The sequence below is a fragment of the Nonomuraea sp. NPDC001831 genome (assembly GCF_042892035.1).
Taxonomy (GTDB): domain Bacteria; phylum Actinomycetota; class Actinomycetes; order Streptosporangiales; family Streptosporangiaceae; genus Nonomuraea.
The window spans coordinates 43,962-65,477 of the sequence record NZ_JBIATU010000001.1 but is presented as its reverse complement, the minus strand read 5'-3'; the positions used below and the strand labels follow the sequence as shown (position 1 = coordinate 65,477).

Annotated in this window: 16 protein-coding genes; 6 read left to right on the top strand and 10 right to left on the bottom strand. The window is 71.8% G+C overall.

The genetic code is table 11. From position 1 onward, the window contains the following. Nucleotides 1-49: 49 nt before the first annotated feature. The gene (locus ACFYYW_RS00290; RefSeq protein ID WP_352323459.1) at nt 50-5,644 is read left to right on the top strand and encodes a TIR domain-containing protein; all 5,595 of its coding nucleotides are present in this window, start codon (nt 50-52) and stop codon (nt 5,642-5,644) included. A 14-nt stretch (nt 5,645-5,658) separates the two neighbouring features. Here the strand turns inward: ACFYYW_RS00290 and coaE are convergent, their stop codons facing one another. Genes coaE through ACFYYW_RS00275 form a run of 3 tightly spaced genes read right to left on the bottom strand, consistent with a single transcriptional unit; the run spans nt 5,659 to nt 7,064 of the window. Then, the gene (coaE, locus tag ACFYYW_RS00285) at nt 5,659-6,261 is read right to left on the bottom strand and encodes a dephospho-CoA kinase (protein WP_364417196.1); all 603 of its coding nucleotides are present in this window, start codon (nt 6,259-6,261) and stop codon (nt 5,659-5,661) included. A 48-nt stretch (nt 6,262-6,309) separates the two neighbouring features. Beyond that, nucleotides 6,310-6,468 (bottom strand): hypothetical protein, encoded by a 159-nt coding sequence (locus ACFYYW_RS00280; RefSeq protein WP_387643283.1) that lies wholly within the window; start codon nt 6,466-6,468, stop codon nt 6,310-6,312. A gap of 23 nt (nt 6,469-6,491) precedes the next feature. Beyond that, entirely contained in the window at nt 6,492-7,064 is a 573-nt protein-coding gene (locus ACFYYW_RS00275) for a dihydrofolate reductase family protein (RefSeq protein WP_387643281.1), read from the bottom strand. Nucleotides 7,065-7,136: 72 nt separating this feature from the next. On the opposite strand from ACFYYW_RS00275, the gene ACFYYW_RS00270 reads away from it, so the two are divergent. Further along, nucleotides 7,137-7,709 (top strand): TetR/AcrR family transcriptional regulator, encoded by a 573-nt coding sequence (locus tag ACFYYW_RS00270; RefSeq protein ID WP_387643279.1) that lies wholly within the window; start codon nt 7,137-7,139, stop codon nt 7,707-7,709. Nucleotides 7,710-7,845: 136 nt separating this feature from the next. Here ACFYYW_RS00270 and ACFYYW_RS00265 read toward each other — a convergent pair whose 3' ends face one another. The 3 genes from ACFYYW_RS00265 to ACFYYW_RS00255 form a co-directional block, all read right to left on the bottom strand. Next, a complete protein-coding gene (locus ACFYYW_RS00265; protein WP_364390622.1) occupies nt 7,846-8,301 on the bottom strand; it encodes a GNAT family N-acetyltransferase in 456 nt (151 codons plus the stop codon). Between the two features lie 98 nt (nt 8,302-8,399). Next, the gene (locus tag ACFYYW_RS00260; protein WP_387643276.1) at nt 8,400-10,802 is read right to left on the bottom strand and encodes an alpha/beta hydrolase; all 2,403 of its coding nucleotides are present in this window, start codon (nt 10,800-10,802) and stop codon (nt 8,400-8,402) included. A gap of 559 nt (nt 10,803-11,361) precedes the next feature. Then, nucleotides 11,362-12,066, bottom strand: coding sequence for a TetR/AcrR family transcriptional regulator (locus ACFYYW_RS00255; protein ID WP_387643274.1), 705 nt, complete (start codon nt 12,064-12,066; stop codon nt 11,362-11,364). A 111-nt stretch (nt 12,067-12,177) separates the two neighbouring features. Between ACFYYW_RS00255 and ACFYYW_RS00250 the strand changes: the two genes are divergently transcribed. Together ACFYYW_RS00250 and ACFYYW_RS00245 are read left to right on the top strand one after the other, a co-directional pair. Beyond that, nucleotides 12,178-12,912 (top strand): SDR family oxidoreductase, encoded by a 735-nt coding sequence (locus ACFYYW_RS00250; RefSeq protein ID WP_387643272.1) that lies wholly within the window; start codon nt 12,178-12,180, stop codon nt 12,910-12,912. A gap of 196 nt (nt 12,913-13,108) precedes the next feature. After that, nucleotides 13,109-13,315: a 4-oxalocrotonate tautomerase family protein gene (locus tag ACFYYW_RS00245; RefSeq protein WP_352328851.1), complete on the top strand. Its 207-nt coding sequence runs from the start codon at nt 13,109-13,111 to the stop codon at nt 13,313-13,315. A gap of 114 nt (nt 13,316-13,429) precedes the next feature. On the opposite strand, the gene ACFYYW_RS00240 is transcribed toward ACFYYW_RS00245, so the two are convergent. Next, nucleotides 13,430-14,029 carry a TetR/AcrR family transcriptional regulator gene (locus ACFYYW_RS00240; RefSeq protein WP_387643270.1) on the bottom strand — a complete coding sequence of 200 codons (600 nt, stop codon included), beginning with the start codon at nt 14,027-14,029 and terminating at the stop codon, nt 13,430-13,432. Nucleotides 14,030-14,150: 121 nt separating this feature from the next. Here ACFYYW_RS00240 and ACFYYW_RS00235 point away from each other — a divergent pair, with 121 nt between their 5' ends. Further along, the gene (locus ACFYYW_RS00235) at nt 14,151-14,891 is read left to right on the top strand and encodes an SDR family NAD(P)-dependent oxidoreductase (RefSeq protein WP_387643268.1); all 741 of its coding nucleotides are present in this window, start codon (nt 14,151-14,153) and stop codon (nt 14,889-14,891) included. 130 nt (nt 14,892-15,021) lie between these two features. Further along, nucleotides 15,022-15,771, top strand: coding sequence for an SDR family oxidoreductase (locus ACFYYW_RS00230; RefSeq protein WP_387643266.1), 750 nt, complete (start codon nt 15,022-15,024; stop codon nt 15,769-15,771). 107 nt (nt 15,772-15,878) lie between these two features. On the opposite strand, the gene rpsA is transcribed toward ACFYYW_RS00230, so the two are convergent. The 3 genes from rpsA to polA all read right to left on the bottom strand — a co-directional run bounded on the left by rpsA (nt 15,879) and on the right by polA (nt 21,461). Further along, a complete protein-coding gene (gene rpsA / locus ACFYYW_RS00225) occupies nt 15,879-17,360 on the bottom strand; it encodes a 30S ribosomal protein S1 (RefSeq protein ID WP_352358288.1) in 1,482 nt (493 codons plus the stop codon). A gap of 192 nt (nt 17,361-17,552) precedes the next feature. Continuing rightward, nucleotides 17,553-18,608 carry a polysaccharide deacetylase family protein gene (locus tag ACFYYW_RS00220; protein ID WP_387643263.1) on the bottom strand — a complete coding sequence of 352 codons (1,056 nt, stop codon included), beginning with the start codon at nt 18,606-18,608 and terminating at the stop codon, nt 17,553-17,555. 162 nt (nt 18,609-18,770) lie between these two features. After that, nucleotides 18,771-21,461, bottom strand: a complete 2,691-nt coding sequence (gene polA / locus ACFYYW_RS00215; RefSeq protein ID WP_387643261.1) for a DNA polymerase I — start codon at nt 21,459-21,461, stop codon at nt 18,771-18,773. Nucleotides 21,462-21,516 lie beyond the last annotated feature (55 nt).

Sequence of the window (21,516 nt, the reverse complement as noted above, 5' to 3'; positions counted from 1 at the left end):
GATCGCACACTGACTCCAAATCACCGATTCCACGGTGGATACTGAGCAGATGGCACGTGACGGCAGGCCGACCGAGATCTTCGTCAGCTACTCCCCGGCCGACACCGCCTGGGCGACCTGGATCGCCTGGGAGCTGGAGGCGGCCGGCTACCGGACCATGATCCAAGCCTGGGACTTCGTGCCCGGCACCAACTTCATCGACTTCATGGACCGCGGGGTCAGCGAGGCGCAGCTCGTCGTGGCCGTGCTCTCGCGCAACTACCTCACCTCGCGCTACGGGCGCATGGAGTGGCAGGCGGCCATGCGCGCCGACCCCGACAACCCCTCCAACAAGCTCGTCACGATCCGGCTGGAGGACGTGCAGCTGGAGGGCCTGCTGTCCACGATCACCTGGGTCGACCTGCTCGGCGTCACCGACTCCGGGCAGGCCAGGGCGCTGCTGCTGGGCCGGGTCGGCGAGGCGCTGGCCGGGCGGGCCAAGCCGGCGGCCGCCCCCGCCTTCCCCTCGGGCCGGGTCGTCCCGCCCCCGGCCGTCCCGACGCTGCCGCCGACGACCGATCTGGCCAGGGCCCGCCGCACCCCGGTGACGGCCCCCAAGTTCCCGCCCTCGGGCGGCGACGACCGCGGGCGCGAGTCGGTCAACGTCCTGCACATCGGCGGGCCGCGGTTCGGGCGGGCGCTGCCCGATCCCGGCGAGCCGTTCACGCCGGAGGACATGCAGGCCCGCATCTGGGCCGACCTGACGGCCATGTACGACCGGGGCATGCCGCGTCCCGACCTCATGGTGGTCAGCGGCGACCTGACCGAGTCGGGGAGTCTCGGGCAGTTCGCGCAGGCCACGCAGTTCGTCACCGACCTGCGGCTGCTGATCGGGCTGGAGCCCCACCGGCTGGTGCTGCTGCCCGGCCCGCGCGACGTCACCAAGGCCGCGGCCAGCGCGTACTTCATGACGTGCGAGGCCGACGACGTGAGCCCGCAGCCGCCCTACTGGCCCAAGTGGCGGCATTTCGCCGGCTTGTTCCGCGAGGTCTACCAGGGGCTCGACGACCGGGTGTTCGACGGCGGCCAGCCCTGGACGTTGTTCGAGGTGCCCGACCTGAGGGTGGTCGTGGCGGGGCTCAACTCGACGATGGCGATGAGCCACCTGGAGCGCGACGCGTACGCGCTGGTGGGCGAGGCGCAGGCCGCGTGGTTCGCCGAGCGGCTGCGCCCCTACGAGGAGAGCGCCTGGCTGCGGCTGGGCGCGATCGGCCATCCGCCCGCCGCGCTGCGGGACGCGCCCACGTTCGACCGGCTGCTCACCCACCGGCTCAACCTGCTCTTCCACGGGTCCGGCGCGGGCGTCCCGGCCGCCGAGCCACGGCCGGGCTTCGCCGCCGTCGCGGCCCCGCGCTCCGGCCGCCACCAGGTGATCGAGATCTCCCCCGACGGCATGCGCACCTGGACGCCCGACACCGGCAAACCCGCCCGGGCCCGGCACGCCTGGCGGGCGGTGCGGGCCACGTTCACCGGCGAGACCCCCGGCACGCCGCCGCCCGCCGCCCAGCCCGAGGAGCGCGAGCCCAGCCCCGTCGAGCTGCTGCTCGACCGCATCACCGAGGTCTGCGAGGCCCGGCACGAGCGGGCCAAGATCCGGCGCTTCCCCGACCATCTGGTGGTCACCCATCCCGAGGACGGCTTCGTCCGGCAGCTCATGATCGGCGCGCACGTCGGCGAGCTGACCGAGGCCGCCGCGACCGGGTTCGCCCGCCGCGCCCACGCCGCCGACCTGGCCGCCGAGCTGATCTACCAGGGCCCGCCGGCCTCCCGCGCGCTCCGCGACGACCTCATGCGCAAGGGCGTGCGGGTGCGCAGCTTCCTGGAGTTCCAGGGCCTGCTCGACCTGTCGGGGTACGTCGCCGAGCAGACCGCGAGGCTCACCGGCGACCGCCGCTACCCGCCGGGCCTCTACGTCCCCCAGCGCTACCGCGAGCTCGACCGGCCGGGGAGCCAGATCAGGCAGGGGCTCACCGACGAGCTGATGCGGCTGCTGGCCGCCGACCACGGCCGGTTCCTGCTGCTGCTCGGCGACTTCGGCCACGGCAAGACGTTCGCGCTGCGCGAGCTGGCCAGGCGCATCCCGGCCGAGCTGCCGCACCTGACGCCGATCTTCATCGAGCTGCGCGCCCTGGACAAGGCCCATTCGGTCGACGCCCTGGTCGCCGCCCACCTGGCCGGGCACGGCGAGGAGTTCATCGACCTCAAGGCGTTCCGCTACCTGCTCCGGCAGGGGCGCATCGTGCTGCTGTTCGACGGGTTCGACGAGCTGGTCACCCGGCTGACCTACGACCGGGCGGCCGACCACCTGGCCACCCTGCTCGCCGCGGCCGAGGACAAGGCCAAGATCGTGGTGGCCAGCCGTACGCAGCACTTCAAGTCGCACAGCCAGGTGCTGACCTCGCTCGGCGAGATGGTGGGCGTGCTGCCGCAGCGGCGGGTGCTCAGCGTGGAGGACTTCACGCACGACCAGATCCGCTCCTACCTGGCCAACCGGTTCGACGACGGCGACGAGGCCGGCGCCCGCATGTCGCTCATGGGCGAGATCAAGGACCTGCTGGCCCTGGCCCAGAACCCGCGCATGCTCAGCTTCATCGCCGACCTCGACGCCGACCGTCTGCGCACGGTCGCCGGCGCCCAGCACACCCTCAGCCCGGCCCTGCTGTACGAGGAGATCCTCAGCACCTGGCTGGCCTTCGAGGAGCGGCGGGCCCGCGTCCCCGGCTCGCCCGGCGCGTTGTCGATCGGCGAGCTGTGGCGGGTGGTGACCGCGCTGGCGCTGCGCCTGTGGGACAGCGGCGAGACGCTGCTCGGCGTCGACGAGCTGACCGAGATCGGCGAGACGCTGAGCGACCTGGCCTCGGGCCAGCTCTCGCCCGCGCACGCCGCGCACGCGATGGGCTCGGGCAGCCTGCTCGTACGCACCGAGGAGGGCATGTTCGGGTTCATCCACGCCTCGGTGATGGAATGGCTCATCGCCCGCCACATCGCCGCGAACCTCGACAATCCCCTCCCGCTGACCCGCAGGCCGCTGTCGGCGCTGACCGTCGAGTTCCTGTGCGACCTGGCCGACGTGCGGGCGTTGCGCGCCTGGGTGGCCGACCCGCCCCCCGACGACGTGGCCAGGGCGAACGCGGTCAAGATCGCGGCCAGGCTGCGCACCCCGGCCAAGGCCGACCTGCGCGGCGCGAACCTCAAGGGCGAGGACCTGTCGGCGCGCGACCTGCAGGAGGTCGACCTGACCGGCGCCGACCTGTCGGAGGCCACCCTCGCCGGCACGAACCTGTCCAGAGCGGTCCTGCGCGACGCCAGCCTGGCCGGCGCTCGGCTCGACGGCGCCAGGCTGACCGGCGCCGACCTGACCGGGGCCGACCTGTCGGGCGCGCGACTGGCGCAGGTCGACCTGAGCGACGTCACGGTCGAGGGCGCACGCTGGCACCGGGCGTCCCTGATCAACGTCACCGGCACGCTGCCGCCGTTGCGGGGCGCGGCGGTGGTGCCGGGCCAGCCGGTGGAGGTGGAGTTCGCGCCCGCCGGCATCGGCGTCCCGTACGGCTACCACTTCCAGACCTCCCGCCTGCCCGAGCCCATCGCCTACAGCCCCGACGGCTCGACCATCGCCATCGGCAACGAGGACGGCGGCGTGCTGCTGTGCGCCGGCGGCTCCCCGGTCCGCACCCTCCAGGGCCACCGCGGCCGCGTCTACGCCGTCACCTTCGCCGGCGACCTGCTGGCCACCGGCGCGAGCGACGGCACGGTCCAGCTCTGGGACACCCTCACCGGCCGGCGTCTGCACACGCTCACCGGCCATCCCGACGGCGTGTGGCCGGTACGCCTCAACGACTCGGGCGAGCTGGTGGCGGCCGGCGGCGGCGACGGCGTGGTCCGGGTGTGGGAGACCGCGACCGGCCGGCTGGTCCACGAGCTGCCGGGCCACCGCGCGCCGGTCTACACCGCCTCCTTCGGCCGCTCGCAGCTGGTGACCGGCGACTCCGCGGGCGTCGTCCGGGTCTGGGACCTGGCCACCGGGGAGACGGCCGTGACCCTCGACGGCCACCGCGGCAGCGTCTACCGGGCCGTGCACAGCCCTGACGGCACCCTGCTGGCCACCGGCGACGAGGCGGGCACGATCCGCCTCTGGGACACCGCCACCTGGTCCCCCCGGCACGAGCTGGCCGGGCACGCCGGCAGCGTCTACTGCCTGACGTTCTCCCCCGACGGCTCGATCCTGGCCAGCGGCGACACGGCCGGCAGCGTCCGCCTGTGGCAGGCGTCGGGCGAGCCGCTCGGCGTGCACACCGCCCACACGGCGGCCGTCTACCAGGTGACCTTCAGCCCCGACGGCCGCACGCTGGCCAGCGGCGACTCCGGCGGCACGGTCCGGCTGCAGCCCGTGGGCGGCGGCAAGCGCGTCGAGCTGACCGGCCATCGCAGCTCAGTCTGGCCGTTCGCGTTCCGTCCCGACGGCCAGCAGCTGGCCACCAGCAGCAACGACGGCACCGTCCGCCTGTGGGACCCGGTGTCCGGGCAGTGCCAGCGGGTGCTGCGCGGCCACGGCCGGCGGATCTCGTCGGTGCGCTTCAGCGCCGACGGCTCGATGCTGGCCACCAGCGGCAACGACGGCGTCGTCCGGGTGTGGGAGCCGCGCACCGGGCGGCGGCTGCGGGAGTTCACCGGCACCGCCGACCGGCTGATCTCCGCCTTGTTCTCGCCCGCCGGACCGGTGCTGGCCACCTCCAGCAACGACGGCGGCGTGCACTTCTGGAACGCCACCACCGGCGACTACGAGCGCGAGCTGCACGCCGAGACCGACCACGTGTGGGCCGAGGCGTTCAGCCCTGACGGCAACATGCTGGCCACCGCCAACGACGACGACAGCGTCAAGATCTGGTACCGGCCGACCGGCCGCATGGCCGTCGACCTGGTCGACCACCGGGGTCGGGTGCGCTCGATCGCCTTCAGCCCGCTCGGCGACTACGTGGCCACCGGCTGCGACGACAAGCTCGTCCGCCTGTGGCACGTCTCCTCCGGCGGCCGGGTGGCGACGCTGGAGGGCCACACCGACCGGGTGTACTCCGTGGCCTTCTCCCCCGACGGCCGCTACCTGGCCAGCGCCGGCAACGACGGCCGCGCGCTGGTGTGGGAGCTGCGGCCCGGCCAGCCCTGGCAGCCGCGCCTGGTGCACACGCTCACCCAGCACGACGGCCGGCTGTGGAGCCTGGCCTTCGACGCCACGGGCCGCCACCTGGCGACCGGCGGCGACGACATGACCGTACGGGTGTGGGAGACCGCGACCGGGCAGCTGCTGCACACCCTCGCCGGGCACGCGCGCCGGGTGTGGTCGGTGGCCTACAGCCCCACGTCCGACCTGCTGGCCAGCGCCGGCGACGACGGCGTGGTGATCCTCTGGGAGGGCGGCCGGCGGCGGGCGACGCTGCTGGGGCTGCCCGAGGGCTGGGCCGCCCTGGCGCCGGACGGGCGGTACAAGGTGCACGGCGAGCCGGGCGGCCAGTTCTGGCACGTCATCGGGATGTCGCGGTTCGAGCTGGGAGAGCTGGATCCGTACCTGCCGGAGGTGAGCCAGGTGCCGCTCGACTCGCCCTTCTGACCGCGGGCGGGTGGCTAGCCGCGGGCGGCCCGGCGTACGAGCTCGTGCCAGACCTCGTCGACCCGGGCCTCCAGGTCGTCGAGCGAGCCCTCGTTGGGGATCACCAGGTCGGCGGCGGCCAGACGGTCCTCCCGGCTCGCCTGGGCGGCGATGCGGGCCTTGGCGTCGGCCTCCGGCATGCCGCGGTGGTCGGCCAGGCGCCGGATGCGCACCTCGTCGGCCGCGTCGACCACGATCACCACGTCGTACATGGGCGCCAGCTTGTTCTCCACGAGCAGCGGCACGTCGTAGACCACGATCGCGTCGTCGGCCGCCTGGCCCTGCAGCTCGGCCACCCGCTCCCCCACCAGCGGATGCACGATCGCGTTGAGCGCGGCCAGCCGGTCGGGGTCGGCGAAGACCACCGAGCCCAGCCGCTCCCGGTTCAGCGAGCCGTCGGGGTGCAGCACCTCTTCCCCGAACGCGGCCACCACCCGGGACAGCCCCACCGTGCCGGGCTCGACCACCTCTCGCGCGATCTTGTCGGCGTCGATGACGACGGCGCCCCTGGCCGACAGCCGCCTGGACACCTCGCTCTTGCCGGAGCCGATGCCGCCGGTGAGCCCAATCTTCAGCACCGGAAAAGACTACCCATCCCGGCGTACCCGGTCATCCCGACGGCCCGCTCAGTACCCGCCGCGGCGTGGGGCGGCGGTCGGACGGCGGGAGGGGTTGGCCCGGCCCGTGGGCTTGAGGTCGCGCGCCGGCTGCTCGTGCCGTTGTTGAGAGCGGGCCTGCTGCTCGGATTTGGCCTGGGTGATCGTGGCGGGAAGCTTGATATGCATGTTTTTCTCCTTGGGGGTGTGTGTCAGGCGCGGGTGAGCCAGGTGACCTGGGCGCCGTTGTCGAAGGACTCGCGCCTGGTGGGGGTGAACAGGGTGGGGCTGAAGCCGCCGGAGAACATGGGGATGCCCGCCCCCGCCACCACGGGATAGCTCTTGAGGATGATCTCGTCGATCTCCGGGAGCAGGGAGCCGGCGAGCTTGCCGCCGCCGCAGAGGTAGATGTCCATGCCGGTGTCCTCGGCCTTCAGCCGCCGGACGAGCTCGATCGGGTCGCCCGTCTCCACGTGGACCGTGGGGTCGTCGATCGTCAGCGTGCTGGAGAGGACGTACTGGCGCAGGTGGGAGTAAGGGCTGGTGGTGGGCACCTGCAGGGCCGGCTCGTAGGTGCCGCGGCCCATCACCAGGGTGTCGAACACCTTGTTGGGCACGTCCTCAAGGCCGACCAGGCTGCGGATGTGGGTGGGCAGCGTCTCGGGATAGCGGGCGTTGATCCAGTCGGCCATCTGGGCGGACACGGGGTAGAAGTCGAACTCGGCGCCGGGGCCGGCGATGTAGCCGTCGAGGGAGACGCCGATGTAGTAGACAAGCTTTCGCATTCGGAGCAACTCCTGCTGTAGTACTATGAGTGAAGTGGTTTGAACGTAGTACTACGTCTGGAGTGGTGTCAAGTGCGGAAGAACCCCGAGCGGAGGCAGGCGCTGATCGACGCGGCCATCGAGGTGCTGGCCAGGGAAGGAGCGCGCGGGCTGACGTTCCGGGCCGTCGACGCCGAGGCGGCCGTGCCGCCGGGCACGGCGTCCAACTACTTCGCCAACCGCGACGACCTGTTCACCCAGGCCGGCGGACGCATCTATGAACGGTTGCTGCCCGACGCGGCCACGCTCGCCCGCAGCCAGGAGGGCGTGCAGGACGAGACCCGCTACGCCGAGCTCATGCACGAGCTGGTGGACCGGGTCACCGCCTTCAACTCCGGCTACCTGGCGCTGCTCGAACTGCGGCTGGAGTCCACCCGGCGTCCTGAGCTGCGCGCCGTGCTCACCAAGCGCATCCGCGAGGACATCGACGCCAACATCGGCTACCACGCCGCCTCTGGCCTGCCCGGCGACTCGACCTCGGTGGTCCTGCTCTACCTCGCCCTGAACTGGCTCATCGTCGAACGGCTCACCCTGCCCGACATCTTCAGCGAGCAGGAGGTGCGCCAGCTCGTGGACGCCGCCGTCCGGAGATCACTGAACGGCTGACAGCGCCGCGCCGGGTCGCCAGGCTAGGAGTTTGCCGTCGCCGGAGATGTCCAGCGCCTCCACGATCCCGCCTGCCCAGGCGCCGTGACCTTGGGCGCCGGACGGGCCGGAGGCCGGGCGTGCCTCGGGGAAGCGGTCAGGTCGGGGTGCGGCGCAGGTGGATCAGGGTGAGATGGTCGTCCATCCGCTCCCGCCGGGTCTCGCGGTAGCCGAGCCGCCGGTACAGCCGCAGGTTGCCCTCCGACAGATGCCCCGTGAACAGGTCGAACGCCCCCGCCTCCGGCACCTGCTCGTGCAGCGCCGCGAGGAGGGCCGTACCGAGCCCCTGCCCCTGCCGGTCGGGCGCGACCACGAGCCGCCCGACCAGGCACGTGGTGCCGGCCAGCTGCCCGCGCACGGCGCCGACGATCCGGCCGGCGTCCACGGCCTTGAGCACGACGCCGGTCTCGACGGCCTTGCGCACCTGCTCCAGCGACTCCACGAGCGGCGGGATGTAGGGGTCGCCGTAGAGCTGGGCCTCGCTCACGTACGCCGCCCGCTGCAGGGTGAGGATCTCGCCCGCGTCCGCCGCCACCGCCCGTTCGACCTTCACGCCAGCACCCTATCGGCTGCGTCCCCGCCGCCCCCGCCGACTTCCACGCCCTCCCGCCCCCTGCCTCCCCGCCCCGGACGGTCCTCTCGCGCCGCCGGCTAGGGAGCGTTGCCCGCCGTGAGCTCGCCCGGGCAGAACGTGCCCCGCTTCGGCAGGACGCCGTTGACCAGGTAGTCGTGCACCTTCGTACGCAGGCAGGCCGCGCGCAGCCTGCTCACGCCCTGCACCAGGTACGCGCCCTGCCCGTCCCCGTGCCACAGCACCCTCGCCCCGGGGATCTGCCCGGCCGCCCTGGCCGCCCCTGAGGACGGGGTCTCGTTGTCGAGCCGTCCCACCCCTACCAGCACCGGGGGCACCTTGAGCCCGGACGCCAACGGGTGCGGCGCCCAGCCCGGCGAGCGCGCCACCCCCAGGCACCTGGCCACCTCCGCCCGCCCGCTCAGCCACCCCACCCGCGGGGCCGCCTTCCGCAGTCGCGCCTCCACCTGGAGAAAGCTGCGATAACCGGGCGCGGCCAACCCGAAGTCACGACACCACCTGACCCCCTCCGCACTCGCCGACCCCACCTCCCCCACGTTGGACGCCACTCCCCCCACCACGCCGGGCACCGCCTCCCCAGGCCGCGCCACCACCCCCGCCGTCCCCGCATCGGACACGACGCCTCCCCCTGCCACTCCAGGGGCGACCGTTCCAGGAACCGCCACTCCAGGGGCCGTGGTACCAGGAACCGCCGTTCCAGGAGCCGCCGCTCCGGGGGCCACCCCTCCAGGGGCGGCCGTTCCAGGAACCGCCGCTCCGCCCCGAGGAATCGCCCCCGCCGACCCCGGCAGCGCCTCAGGGGGCCGGGCCCCGGCCGTTGCGGGAGGCATCTGCCCGGTGCCGCGGGCCGTTCCGAGAGGCGCCTGCCCCGAGCCGGGAGCCGCCCCCGTCGTAGCCGAAGGCGCCTGCCCAGCGCCAAGGCGTGCTCCCGCCGTACCTGCCGGGGCCGCCTGGCCTGCGCCGGGGGCTCCCCCCGTCGGGCCGGGAGGCGCTTGCCCTGGGCCGAAGGGTGTTCCCGTCGTACCAGGAGGCGCCTGTCCCGCGCTCAGGCGTGCTCCCGCCGTACCTGCGGGGGCCGGCTGGACCGTGCCGGGGGTGGCTGCCGTCGGGCCGGGAGGGGGCGGCTGTGGGGGGTCGGCGGGGAGCAGGGTGGTCAGGGCCGTGGCGTCGCCCGTCCGGGCTCTGGAGAGGGCGTGGGCGAGCGCCGGCCACCTTGCGGGCGTGAGGCCCGCCCAGACGGCCGCGGCGATCTCGTGCCCGCTCACCGTACGCCCGCCGCCACCGAGCCGCAGCGGCGCGCGCCTGACCAGGCCGTCGAACACCCGGACGGCGTCCGCACGGCCGAGCGGGCAGCCGGCACGGTTCCGGCACCAGTCGCGGAAGTACCCGAGCTGCCGCTCCTGGGCACGGGCGTGGGCGAGCAGCCGCCGTTCGAGCCCGGTCTCGGTGTGGTCGGGCAGCCCCTCCAGGTACATCCGCCCGGCCCGGCCGGGGAACAGCTCCAGGTACGCCTGCCCGTACACGCTCCCGTAGCCGTTGCCGAGGTAGCGCAGCCGCGACTCCCCCAGCGCGGCGCGTACGGCGTCGAGGTCGTGAGCGACCTGCCAGGACGTCAGCCCGGCGAAGGACGGCCCGAGCGCGGCCCGGCAGGCCCGGTCGTAGGCGGCGTTGTCCCGGGCGAACGCGCGCCAGGCCGTCCGCCCTTCGGCCACCTGCAGCCGGGCCGGGTCCGGCCGGGGTCGGGGGCACGCCCCCGCGTGCCCCCCATCCCCGGCCCCGCGCGCCTCGACCAGCACGACGTCGAACCATCTGGCCAGTTCGCCCACGGTGTCCGGCCGCGCCGCGACCTCTCGTACGACCGACGAGGCCCCTGTGTTGACCACCAGCGCACCGAGCCGCCGCAGCGGGTCCTGGGCGGGCATCATGGCGAGCCGGACGGCCACTCGGGCCTCACGCGGCCTGGCCCAGTCGGCGGGGACGGGCAACGTGGCGCACCGCAGCCCGCCGCCGCACTCGGACCAGGCGAGCGTCTGCCGCCCAGGCGCCGGCCGCACCGGCCCGGCAGCACCCCGCTCCGCCAGCCCCACCACCCCGAGCTCCGACGCTCCCAGCTCCTCCTGCCCTGCCGATCCAGCCGCCCCGAACTCGGGCGCCGCCGATCCAGCCGCTCCGAACTCGGACGCCGCCGATCCGGCCGCCCCAAGCTCCGAGCCTGCCGATCCGGCCGCTCCCAGGTCAGGCCGGGCTGACCCGACCGAGCCGACTGATCCGGCTGATCCCACTGATCCGGCCGTGTCCTGCTCCGGTTTCTCAGGCCAGGCGGCCTCGGGTTGCGGCTGCGCGAGCTCGGTCACGTCGCGTTCCGGCCAGGGGGTGGGCGACGCGGCCAGGCGCATCGCCTGCCCGACTCCCCCGCCTGCCGCCGAGACCAGGACGGTCACCGCCGCCACCACCGGGATCACGCGCCGAACCATACGCACCGCATCGCCCCCGAACGCTCGTACCTCCAGCCGCATGCCAGTTTCCCAGCGGCCGTCTTCGCAGGTAGAGAAGTCGTAAAAGGTCGTTGGGTAAAATCTCGCGCCCGTTCGGCGATTCTCCGTGCCGCCGAACCCTCGCCCCCTCACAGAACCCCGCTCGGGCCAGAGGACGGAAAAGACAGACCGGCTGTAACCGGCCCCTCAGGGGCTACCCTGCCCCACCTTGTGGCTCAGCCTCCCCAACCCAGACCGCCAGGCGGGCGATGCTCCGCTGCCGCCCTCCGGCGGCCCGGGAAACGACGAGAAGGTGAACCCGGCAGCGGGGGCGCTACGCCGTGAAAGCCGGTGACCGAGGGCTCGTCGAGCCAGCTCCGTGCGCCCGGCGAGCGGGCCAATGCACGACTGAAGTCCTGGAAACCCTCAGCGAACGCCGTTGCTGCCCTCTTCGCGCTTCCGCTCGGGACGACTCTGCACGCGATGGCCCGCACTGCTGTGACATGTCATCCGGCTGCGGCCGGCAGCGTGTTCCCGAGCGCGGCCGTCACCCTCTTACGGGTTGCGTGATGCGCTCAAGCCATCGCCGCAGCAGGGCGGTCTCGGCCGGCTCCAGGGCCTCGGTCCCGGTGAGATCGAGTTGTGCGTGCAGGCGCAGCGCGGCGGCGTACAGCGGGTCGGCGTCGTTCTGGGCGCCCGGCCCGGTCAGGACGTGCGAGAACACGGCGTCTCGCATCCGGTGGGACAGCGCGGGGTCGTCGAACAGAGCCGGTCTGGCGATGTGGTCGAGGGCGGTACCGACGTTCGCCGCCAGGATCAGCTGAGCGGCGGTCTGCGGCTCGGCCTTCAACGCCCCCACCGCCGCGCACCGCGTGAGCGCCGCCACCAGCAGCTCCATCACGCGATCTCGCGCCGTCGAGTGCGACCACGGCCGCGGAGTGAACATCAGCTGGTAGAGGGCCGGCTTCGCCTGGGCGAACGCCATGTGGCCGTCCCAGCCGGCGTGCAGGTCGGCGACCGGGTCGCCGGTCTGCTCCTGGGCGGCCTTGAGCGCGGCATATTGCTCGTAGCCGTGGTCGGCGACGGCGTCCAGCAGCCCGCGCTTGTCACCGAACAACCGGTAGAGCACGGGCTGGCTTACGCCGACCGCCTCGCAGACCGCGCGTGTGGCCACCTCGTGGTCCGAGGACGACGCCAGCTGCCGCTCCGCGGCCTCGATCATCGCCGCGCGAAGCGGGTCCGTCTCTGCCATGCGATCGATGATACCGCCAACCGCTAGCGGCGATACGGAGTTGTGCGCTACCGTCGATGCACGTAACGACGATACGGAGAGCACGTATCACTGATAAATAAGGAGTTCTCCATGAGTGACCAGCGTGTGGCCGTCGTCAGCGGTGGCTCTCGCGGGATAGGCAAGGCGATCGCGGTGGCGCTGGCGGCGCGGGGCTGTGCGGTCGCAGTGGGGTTCCAAGGGTCGGCCTCCGCCGCGGCGCAGGTCGTCGAGGAGATCGCGGCGTCCGGCGGCCAGGCGATCCCGGTCCAGGCCGACGTGGCCGACGAGGACGCCGTCGCGGAGATGTTCGACGCGACGGAGAAGTCCTTCGGCGGGGTCGATGTGGTCGTCAACTCGGCGGGGCGGCTGTCGTTGTCCCCGATCGCCGACCTCGACCTCCACGAGCTGGACGCTCTGCACCGCACCAACATCCGCGGCACGTTCGTGATGGCCCGGGAGGCCGCGCGCCGCGTGCGCGACGGTGGCGCGATCGTCAACCTGTCCACGTCCGTGGTCGGCCTGCAGTTCCCCGGCTACGGGGCGTACGCCGCCAGCAAGGGAGCCGTCGAGGCGATGACGCTGGTGCTCGCCCGGGAGCTGCGCGGGCGGAACATCACGGTCAACGCGGTCGCGCCCGGCCCGACCGCCACCGAACTGTTCCTCGACGGCAAGGACGAGGCGACGATCCAGCAGCTCGCCAAGCAACCGCCGCTGGAACGGCTCGGCACCCCCGAGGACATCGCCGAGGTCGTCGCCTTCCTGGCGAGCCCGGCCGGGCACTGGATCAACGGCCAGGTCGTGCGCGCCAACGGCGGGATCGTCTGATGGCCGCCGCGCGACACGCCGTCGTCGTCACCGGGTCCTCAGCGGGTTCGGCCGGCTGACGGCTTCGACCCTGACACGAGCGGAGACACCGTCGCCCCCGGCATGAGGCGAATCTCGGACCGCAACGCGCACGCCCAGGCATTCACGACCCAAGCCTGCCGCCTCACTCTGAATCCCCACATGAAAGGAAACCGACATGCCATTCGCCAACCTCAAGGTTCCCGCGGACACCCTGACCCCCGAGTCCAAGAAGAAGCTCATCGACGCCGTCACCGACGCCTACGCCGCCGTCTACGGAGAACGAGCCCGGGCCACCACCCTGGTCCTTCTGGAGGAGGTTCCGGACGGCGGCTGGGGTCTGGGTGGCAACATCCTCACCGCGGACATGCTCGGCCGCAGCTGACCCGTCCGGGACGCCGGGCCGCCCCCCGGCGCCCCAGCGCAGAGACCGTCTGACCGGTCACCGACTCGCAACGAGTGACGACACCCGGGGGTCGGGTGGTCCAGAAACCGCAGGTCAGGCGCGCAGGGCGTCGATCAGGGCGTCCACGGCGGCGAGGGCGACGGAGGTGTCGAGTCCTGCGCGGGAGACCAGGGACAGGCCCTGGACGGTGAACAGCAACAGCTGCGCCTGGGCCTCGGGGGTGGCGGTCCGGACGACCTCGCCGTCGGCCTGCGCGCGGCGCAGGGCGTCGGCGACGATCCGGGTGAAGCGGTCGTGCGACCGGGCGACGATCGCGCGGGCCTCGGCGTCCTGCGGAACCAGTTCGGCGGTGGTGTTGCCGATCATGCAGCCTTGCGGCACGCCGGCGTCGGAGGCGTACTCCTGGGTCCGGGCCGGGTTGGCGAGCACCTCGCGCAGCGCCGGCAGCACCGGCCCGGACGCCAGCGCCGCCGTCAGCTCGCGCTCGTAGGTGTCCCAGTACAGCTGGACCGCCGTCAGGTAGAACTGCCGCTTGTCGCCGAAGGCGCCGTACAGGCTGCCCCGCTCCAGGTCCAGCGCTTCGACGAGGTCCTGGATGGAGGTCTCTCCGTAGCCCCGCGACCAGAACAGCAGCAGCGCGCGCTGCAGCGCCTGGTCCTTGTCGAATGCGCGAGGGCGCCCTGTCCGTGCCATGTGCCCAGGTTACGACTTTTTGACCGCCTGCACAAAAGTCTGTACGTTGAAGGCCGAGCGACTTATTGAACGGTCGCACAGAAGTCGCCGGAGCTCGCACCGGCGGAGAAAGGCCGAACCCATGGACTTCCACGGCAAGACGGCGCTGATCACCGGATCGGGCGCCATCGGCGGGCTCGGGCACGCCACGGCGAAGGTGCTCGCCGCCGCCGGAGCGAACGTGATCATCACCGGCACCGACCCGGGCCGCGGCGCCCAGGTCGTGGACGACGTGCGGACCGGCGCGACCGGCACCGCCCGCTTCATCGGCGCCGACCTGGCCGACCCGCGGGCCGTGCGGCGGCTGGCCGAGGAGGCCGGGGCGGTGGACATCCTGGTCAACAACGCCGGAGTCGTCCCGTTCAGCGCGACCGCCGACCAGGACCTCGCCGCCTACGACGCGGCCTTCGCGGTCAACGTGCGCGCGCCGTTCATCCTGGTCGCCCAGCTCGCGCCGAAGATGGCCGCCGGCGGGGGCGGCAGCATCGTCAACGTCACCTCCACCGCCGCCGGACTGGGCATGCCGCCGATGGCGGTCTACGGCGCCACCAAGGCAGCGCTGGAGTCCCTGACCCGCGCCTGGGCCGCCGAGTTCGCCGCCTCCGGCGTACGGGTCAACGCCGTGGCGCCCGGCCCGATGGCCACCTCCAAGGTGGTGGCGGTCATGGGCCCGGACGTCGGCGGCATGGGCCTGACGACCGCGCTCAAGCGCGCCGCCGACCCGGCCGAGGTCGCTCGCGTCATCGCCTTCGTCGCCGGCGACCAGGCCAGTTACGTGACCGGCGCCGTCGTGCCCGCCGACGGCGGACGTACCGCCATCTGACCCCGAACGCACCCGCCAGAGCCACGTCCGCAGCACGCGGCCGGCCTCTGGCGGGCGCCTCACGATGGCGGGACGGCCCGTCATCGGCACCACCACCATGCGCCTTGCGGCAGTCAGGAGGATGACTTTCATGGGTCGTCTCGCAGGAAAGCACGCACTGATCACGGGCGGGACGAGCGGCATCGGGCTGGAGACGGCCCGTCAGTTCCTCGCCGAGGGTGCGATCGTCGCGATCACCGGCCGCTCACGGGAACGGCTGGCCGAGGCCGCCCGGCAGCTGGACGGCCCGCTGCTGCCCGTCGTCAGCGACGCCGGCGACGTCCCCGGCCAGGCGGCGCTCGCGGCGCGGTTGCGGCAGGAATGGCCGAAGCTCGACATCGTGATGAGCAACGCCGCCGACGTCACCCATCTCCCGATCGAGCAATGGACCGAGGAGGCGTTCGACACACTCGTCGCCACCAACCTCAAGGGGCCGTTCTTCCTGGTCAGAGCGTTGCTCCCGCTCTTGTCACAGCAGGCCTCGATCATTCTCGTCGGCTCGGTCTCCGCCTACGTCGGGCACGAGAACGCGGCGGTCTACGGCGCCGCCAAGGCGGGCCTGCTGTCCCTCTCCCGCGGGCTCACCCATGAGCTGAAGGACCGGGGCATCCGGGTCAACGGGCTGAGCCCGGGGCCGACCCTCACGGACACGTTCAAGTCGCTCGGCCCCGAGCGGCAGGCCGCCATCTACGACGAACTCCGGCAGACCGTGCCCCTGCATCGCATCGGCACCACCACCGAGGTGGCGAAGGCGGCCGTCTACCTGGCCTCTGACGAGTCCGCCTACACCGCCGGCACCGTCCTGCGCGTCGACGGCGGCATCGGGGAACTCGCCTACTGAGCGCCATCCGTCAACGGCCTGGCAGAGCGCTCCGCGAGGCCCGTACCAGAGAAGGGCATGAAAAAGCCCCGCACGGAAACCCGTGCGGGGCTTTTCAAGGCTGAGCCTTAGCTCTGGCCGCCCGCGAGCTTCTCGCGGAGGGCTGCGAGCGCCTCGTCAGAGGCGAGCGCGCCGCTGGCCGGAGCCGACGACGAGCTGCCCGACGGAGGAGCGGTCTCGCCGCTGTAGGACGAGGGAGCGGCCTCGCCGGCCTCCGCCTCGGCCTTGCGGGCCTCCTCGATCTGCTTGCGGTGAGCCTCGAAGCGCGTCTGGGCCTCGGCGTACTGCCGCTCCCACTCCTCACGCTGCTTGTCGAAGCCCTCGAGCCACTCCCCGGTCTCCGGGTCGAAGCCCTCGGGGTAGATGTAGTTGCCCTGGTCGTCGTACGTGGCCGCCATGCCGTAGAGGGTCGGGTCGAACTCGACCTCGGTGCCGACACCCTCGTTGGCCTGCTTCAGCGAGAGGCTGATGCGACGACGGTCGAGGTCGATGTCGATGATCTTCACGAAGATCTCGTCGCCGACCTGGACGACCTGCTCCGGGATCTCCACGTGGCGCTCGGCCAGCTCGGAGATGTGGACCAGGCCCTCGATGCCCTCCTCGACCCGGACGAACGCACCGAACGGCACCAGCTTGGTGACGCGGCCCGGCACGACCTGGCCGATCTGGTGGGTACGGGCGAACTGCTGCCACGGGTCTTCCTGCGTGGCCTTGAGCGACAGGGAGACGCGCTCGCGCTCCATGTCGACGTCGAGGACCTCGACCGTGACCTCCTGGCCCACCTCGACGACCTCGGACGGGTGGTCGATGTGCTTCCAGGACAGCTCGGACACGTGGACCAGACCGTCGACCCCGCCGAGGTCGACGAAGGCGCCGAAGTTGACGATCGAAGAGACGACGCCCTTGCGGACCTGGCCCTTCTGCAGGGTGTTGAGGAACGTCTGGCGAACCTCGGACTGCGTCTGCTCCAGCCAGGCGCGGCGGGAGAGAACCACGTTGTTGCGGTTCTTGTCGAGTTCGATGATCTTCGCCTCGAGCTCGCGGCCGACGTACGGCTGCAGATCGCGGACGCGTCGCATCTCGACCAGGGAGGCGGGGAGGAAGCCGCGCAGGCCGATGTCGAGGATGAGACCACCCTTGACGACCTCGATGACGGTACCGGTGACGATGCCGTCCTCGTCCTTGATCTTCTCGATCGTGCCCCAGGCGCGCTCGTACTGGGCGCGCTTCTTGGACAGGATCAGGCGGCCCTCTTTGTCCTCCTTCTGGAGAACCAGGGCCTCGACGTGCTCCCCGACCTCCACGACGTCAGCAGGGTCGACATCGTGCTTGATCGAAAGCTCGCGCGAGGGGATGACACCCTCGGTCTTGTAGCCGATATCGAGAAGGACCTCGTCTCGATCGACCTTGACGACGGTGCCCTCGACGATGTCGCCGTCGTTGAAGTATTTGATGGTCTCGTCGATCGCTGCGAGGAAGGCTTCCTCGGACCCGATGTCGTTGACCGCTACCTGCGGGGTGCTCGAGGTGGCCTCAGTGCTGGACGTCATGTGTGGAATTGCTCCGAACGCGGACAGGATGTCGATGTGGCGGATGCGCGGCAGGCCCTCTTCCGCATCAAGCCGAGGAATTACGACATCGACGTGACCGAGCGCGAGCCCGCTCCGTCTGAGGCGCGCGCGAGCCCACAGCGCAGCGATCAGCATATGAGACCTTGGCCACGGGGTCAATCCGGAGGCACATCAGTACGCGATGATCTGGGACTCCCGCTTGGGGTTGATATTACCCCGTAGTCCGCGCGGGACGGAGATCCGCGTGGGATCGCCGTCCGAGACGTAGCGCTCGCCGGGGTGCTTGTTCAGCCACTCCAGCCAGTACTGCGAGCACCACTTGCGGCACTCTCCCCGCTTGCCGTTGCTCTGGATCCGCTGGATCGCCCCACGGTCGAACTTTTTCGCGAAGGGCGAAAGGGACGGCTGGGCCCCGGCGAGGAACACGCCCGCGAAATCATAGCGGGTCCCGTCCCAGGAGCCGGTACGGGCGAGCTTCTTGGGCCGCGGCACCGACCCGTACGGCAGGGCCAGGGTCTTGTCCGGCGGCGCCCCCAGCTTCTTGAGCAGGCGCTCCAGCCGGACGATCTGCTCGCGCACCTTCTTCTTGCCCAGCCGCCGCAGGTCCGGATGGGACCAGGTGTGGTTGGCGACCTCGAAGCCGTGATCGACCAGCCACCGCACCGCGGCCGCCTGCCGCTCCGGGTCGCGCAGCCCGAACGGCTCACGGTTGATCCAGAACGTCGCGGCCGGCCGGAACGAGGGGTATCGGGTGGCCACGTCGAGGATCACGCCGACGGCGGTGTCGGGCTCGGGGTTGCCCGCGTCGTCGAGCGCGAAGTGGCTCGGATGGCCGTCGTCGAACGTCAGCACGACCGGGAACCGCCCAGCCGGCACCCGGATGTCGCCGGTGGCGAACTCCCTGGCCGTGATGGGCACGTAGCCCTGCCTGGCCAGCTTCTCCAGCTCCTGCCTGAGCTGGGCGGGGGTGCGATCGATGGACGCCACGCGCTTGCGCAGGATCCGGTGGTACATGATGATCGGCACCATGCCCGCCTCGTTGGCGCGCACCTGCCGGGCGAAGTCGGGGGTGGCGACCACGCCGGGCGGCTGGGAGGTGTCCTGGGGCTGCCCCTGCGGGGGTGAGACGGGGGCGATCACGCCGACCCGGGCCGACGCCTGGGTAGTAGGAGTCTCACCGTCGGGTAAGAGACTCAGCCCGACGACGGCCACGGTCACCACGGCCACGTTCGCGATTGCGATGATCCGCGTGAAGGACGCTGGTACCCGCACAAAACTCCCGGCATCTCGGCCAAAACTGTCTTCAGCGTAGACGAGAAGCCCCGGAGACGGCGGGGCCACGCCGTTCGCGATATGTCGGACTGCCCCGCCGTGTCGGGATAAACATCGTCAGTGGCCGGCGTCCTGCCACGTACGCCCGACGCCCACCGAGACCTCCAGCGGAACGCGCAGGTGGTAGGCGGCGTTCATCTGGTCGCACACGAGCTGCCGCAGCGTCTCCAGCTCGCCCGGCGCGACCTCGAACACCAGCTCGTCGTGGACCTGCAGCAACATCCGCGAGGCCAGCCCCTCCTCGGCGATGGCCTGGTGGACGTGGAGCATGGCGACCTTGATGATGTCGGCCGCCGAGCCCTGGATGGGGGCGTTGAGCGCCATGCGCTCGGCCATCTCCCTGCGCTGGCGGTTGTCGCTGGTCAGGTCGGGCAGGTAGCGGCGGCGGCCCATGATCGTCTCGGTGTAGCCGTCGGTGCGCGCCTGGGCCACGATGGCCTGCAGGAAGTCGCGCACGCCGCCGAACTCGGTGAAGTACTCCTCCTTCAGCGCCCGCGCCTCCGAGACCGGGATGTTGAGCTGCCCGGACAGGCCGAAGTCGGACAGGCCGTAGGCCAGGCCGTAGTTCATCGCCTTGATGCGCGCCCGCAGCTCGCTGTCGATCTGCTCGGGCGGCAGGTCGAACACCCGGGCCGCGGTGGCCTGGTGGAAGTCGTGGCCGGACTCGAAGGCCTCGATCAGCGACTCGTCGCCGGACAGGTGGGCCATGATGCGCAGCTCGATCTGGCTGTAGTCGGCCGTCAGCAGCCGCTCGTAGCCCTCGCCGACCACGAAGCCCTGCCGGATGCGGCGGCCCTCGGCGGTGCGGATCGGGATGTTCTGCAGGTTGGGCTTCTCCGACGACAGGCGGCCGGTGGCGGCGATGATCTGGTTGAACGTGGTGTGGATGCGCCCGTCGTCGCCGACCTCCTTGATCAGGCCCTCGACCGTGGTGCGCAGCTTCTGCTGGTCGCGGTGGCGCAGCATGATCGTCGGCAGCTCGTGCTCGGTCTGGGTGGCGAGCCAGGCGAGCTGGTCGGCGTCGGTGCTGTAGCCGGTCTTGATCTTCTTGGTCTTCGGCAGGTTGAGCCGGGTGAACAGGATCTCCTGGAGCTGCTTGGGCGAGCCCAGGTTGAACTGCTCGCCGACGGAGCGGTGGGCCTCCTCCACGGCGTGCTTGACGGCGGCGCCGAACTCGGCCTCCAGGCCCGCGAAGTATTCGCTGTCGACGGCGATGCCGGCCCGCTCCATCTCGGCCAGCACCGACAGCAGCGGCAGCTCGACGTCGGCCAGGAGCTGGGTGCCGCCGCGGCCGGCCAGGAAGCCCTCAAGGGAGTCGGCCAGCTCGCGCACGGCGTGGGCGCGCAGCGCGAGGTCTTTGGCCGGCGCGTCCTCGTCGTCGCCGAACAGGGCGGCCTGGCCGCCGGACTCCTCCTCGGCCCGCAGGTCGCGGTGGAGGTAGCGCCTGGCCAGGTCTTCCAGCGCGAACGTGCGCTGGCCCGGCATGGCGAGGTAGGCGGCCAGCGCGGTGTCGCAGCTCAGGCCGCGCAGCTCCATGCCCTGGGCCCACAGGGCCAGGATCGGCCCCTTGGCGTCGTGGACGGCCTTGGGCTTGCTCTCGTCGCCCAGCCAGGCCCGCAGCGCCGCCTCGTCGGCCTCGGTGAGCTTGACGGGGTCGATGTGGGCGGCGGTGCCGTCGGGCGAGGCGACGGCGATGCCGTCGATGCGGCCCGAGCCGCTGCCGTAGGAGCCCTTGAAGGCCAGCCCGGCGCGACCCTGCGGGAGCGCCGCCAGCCAGCCGGCCACCCGGTCGGGGCCGAGGATGACGGTCTCGACCTCGAAGCCCTGCTCGGGCTCGGCCTCGCCGGTGCCGAGCACCTTGAAGACGCGCTCGCGCAGCTCGCCGCGGATCTGCAGGGTGTCGAACAGCTTGTTGATCTCCTCGCGCTCCCACGCGCCCTGGGTGAGGTCGCCGAGCTGGACGTCGAGCGGCACGTCGCGCAGCAGCTCGGTCAGGCGGCGGTTCATCAGCACCTGGGCGACGTGCTCGCGCAGCTTGTCGCCGACCTTGCCCTTGACCTCGTCGACGCGGTCGACCAGCGCGGTGAGGGAGCCGAACTCGCGCACCCACTTGGCCGCGGTCTTCTCGCCGACGCTGGGGATGGACAGCAGGTTGTCGCTGGGGTCGCCGCGCAGGGCGGCGAAGTCGGGGTACTGGGCCGGGGTCAGGCCGTACTTCTCCTCGACCGCCTCGGGGGTGAACCTGGTCATGTCGCTGATGCCGCGGCGCGTCATCAGCACGGTGACGTGCTCGTCGACGAGCTGCAGGGCGTCGCGGTCGCCGGTGACGATCAGGACGTTCATGCCCTCGGCGGCCGCGCGGGTGGCCAGGGTGGCGATGAGGTCGTCGGCCTCGAAGCCCGCCTTGGACAGGTGCGGGATGCGCAGCGTGTCGAGCAGCTCGTAGATGAGCTGCATCTGGCCGCGGAAGTCTTCGGGGGTCTCGCTCCGGTTGGCCTTGTAGTCGGAGTACTCCTCGTGGCGGAACGTCGGCTCCGACCGGTCGAAGGCCACCGCCACGTGGGTCGGCTGCTCGTCGCGCAGGATGTTCGTCAGCATCGAGGTGAACCCGTAGACCGCCTCGGTGTGCTGACCGTCGGTGGTCATGAGGTTGGCGTCTTTGAGCGCGTAGAAGGCGCGGTAGGCCAGGGAATGCCCGTCAAGCAGCAACAGGCACGGGCGGCTGGGGGTCACTTCACTCTTCGGCACGTACGCAGCCTAGTCTGCGTCAACGACAGAAAACCCGAGCTCGGAAGAGTGGAGA

What these genes read in the sequence shown, in the direction of transcription:
- ACFYYW_RS00290 (WP_352323459.1), top strand. Translation starts at nt 50, where the DNA reads ATGGCACGTGACGGCAGGCCGACCGAGATCTTCGTCAGCTACTCCCCG.
- ACFYYW_RS00280 (WP_387643283.1), bottom strand. Translation starts at nt 6,468, where the DNA reads ATGCATATCAAGCTTCCCGCCACGATCACCCAGGCCAAATCCGAGCAG.
- ACFYYW_RS00275 (WP_387643281.1), bottom strand. Translation starts at nt 7,064, where the DNA reads ATGCGAAAGCTTGTCTACTACATCGGCGTCTCCCTCGACGGCTACATC.
- ACFYYW_RS00255 (WP_387643274.1), bottom strand. Translation starts at nt 12,066, where the DNA reads ATGGCAGAGACGGACCCGCTTCGCGCGGCGATGATCGAGGCCGCGGAG.
- ACFYYW_RS00250 (WP_387643272.1), top strand. Translation starts at nt 12,178, where the DNA reads ATGAGTGACCAGCGTGTGGCCGTCGTCAGCGGTGGCTCTCGCGGGATA.
- ACFYYW_RS00245 (WP_352328851.1), top strand. Translation starts at nt 13,109, where the DNA reads ATGCCATTCGCCAACCTCAAGGTTCCCGCGGACACCCTGACCCCCGAG.
- ACFYYW_RS00240 (WP_387643270.1), bottom strand. Translation starts at nt 14,029, where the DNA reads ATGGCACGGACAGGGCGCCCTCGCGCATTCGACAAGGACCAGGCGCTG.
- ACFYYW_RS00235 (WP_387643268.1), top strand. Translation starts at nt 14,151, where the DNA reads ATGGACTTCCACGGCAAGACGGCGCTGATCACCGGATCGGGCGCCATC.
- ACFYYW_RS00230 (WP_387643266.1), top strand. Translation starts at nt 15,022, where the DNA reads ATGGGTCGTCTCGCAGGAAAGCACGCACTGATCACGGGCGGGACGAGC.
- rpsA (WP_352358288.1), bottom strand. Translation starts at nt 17,360, where the DNA reads ATGACGTCCAGCACTGAGGCCACCTCGAGCACCCCGCAGGTAGCGGTC.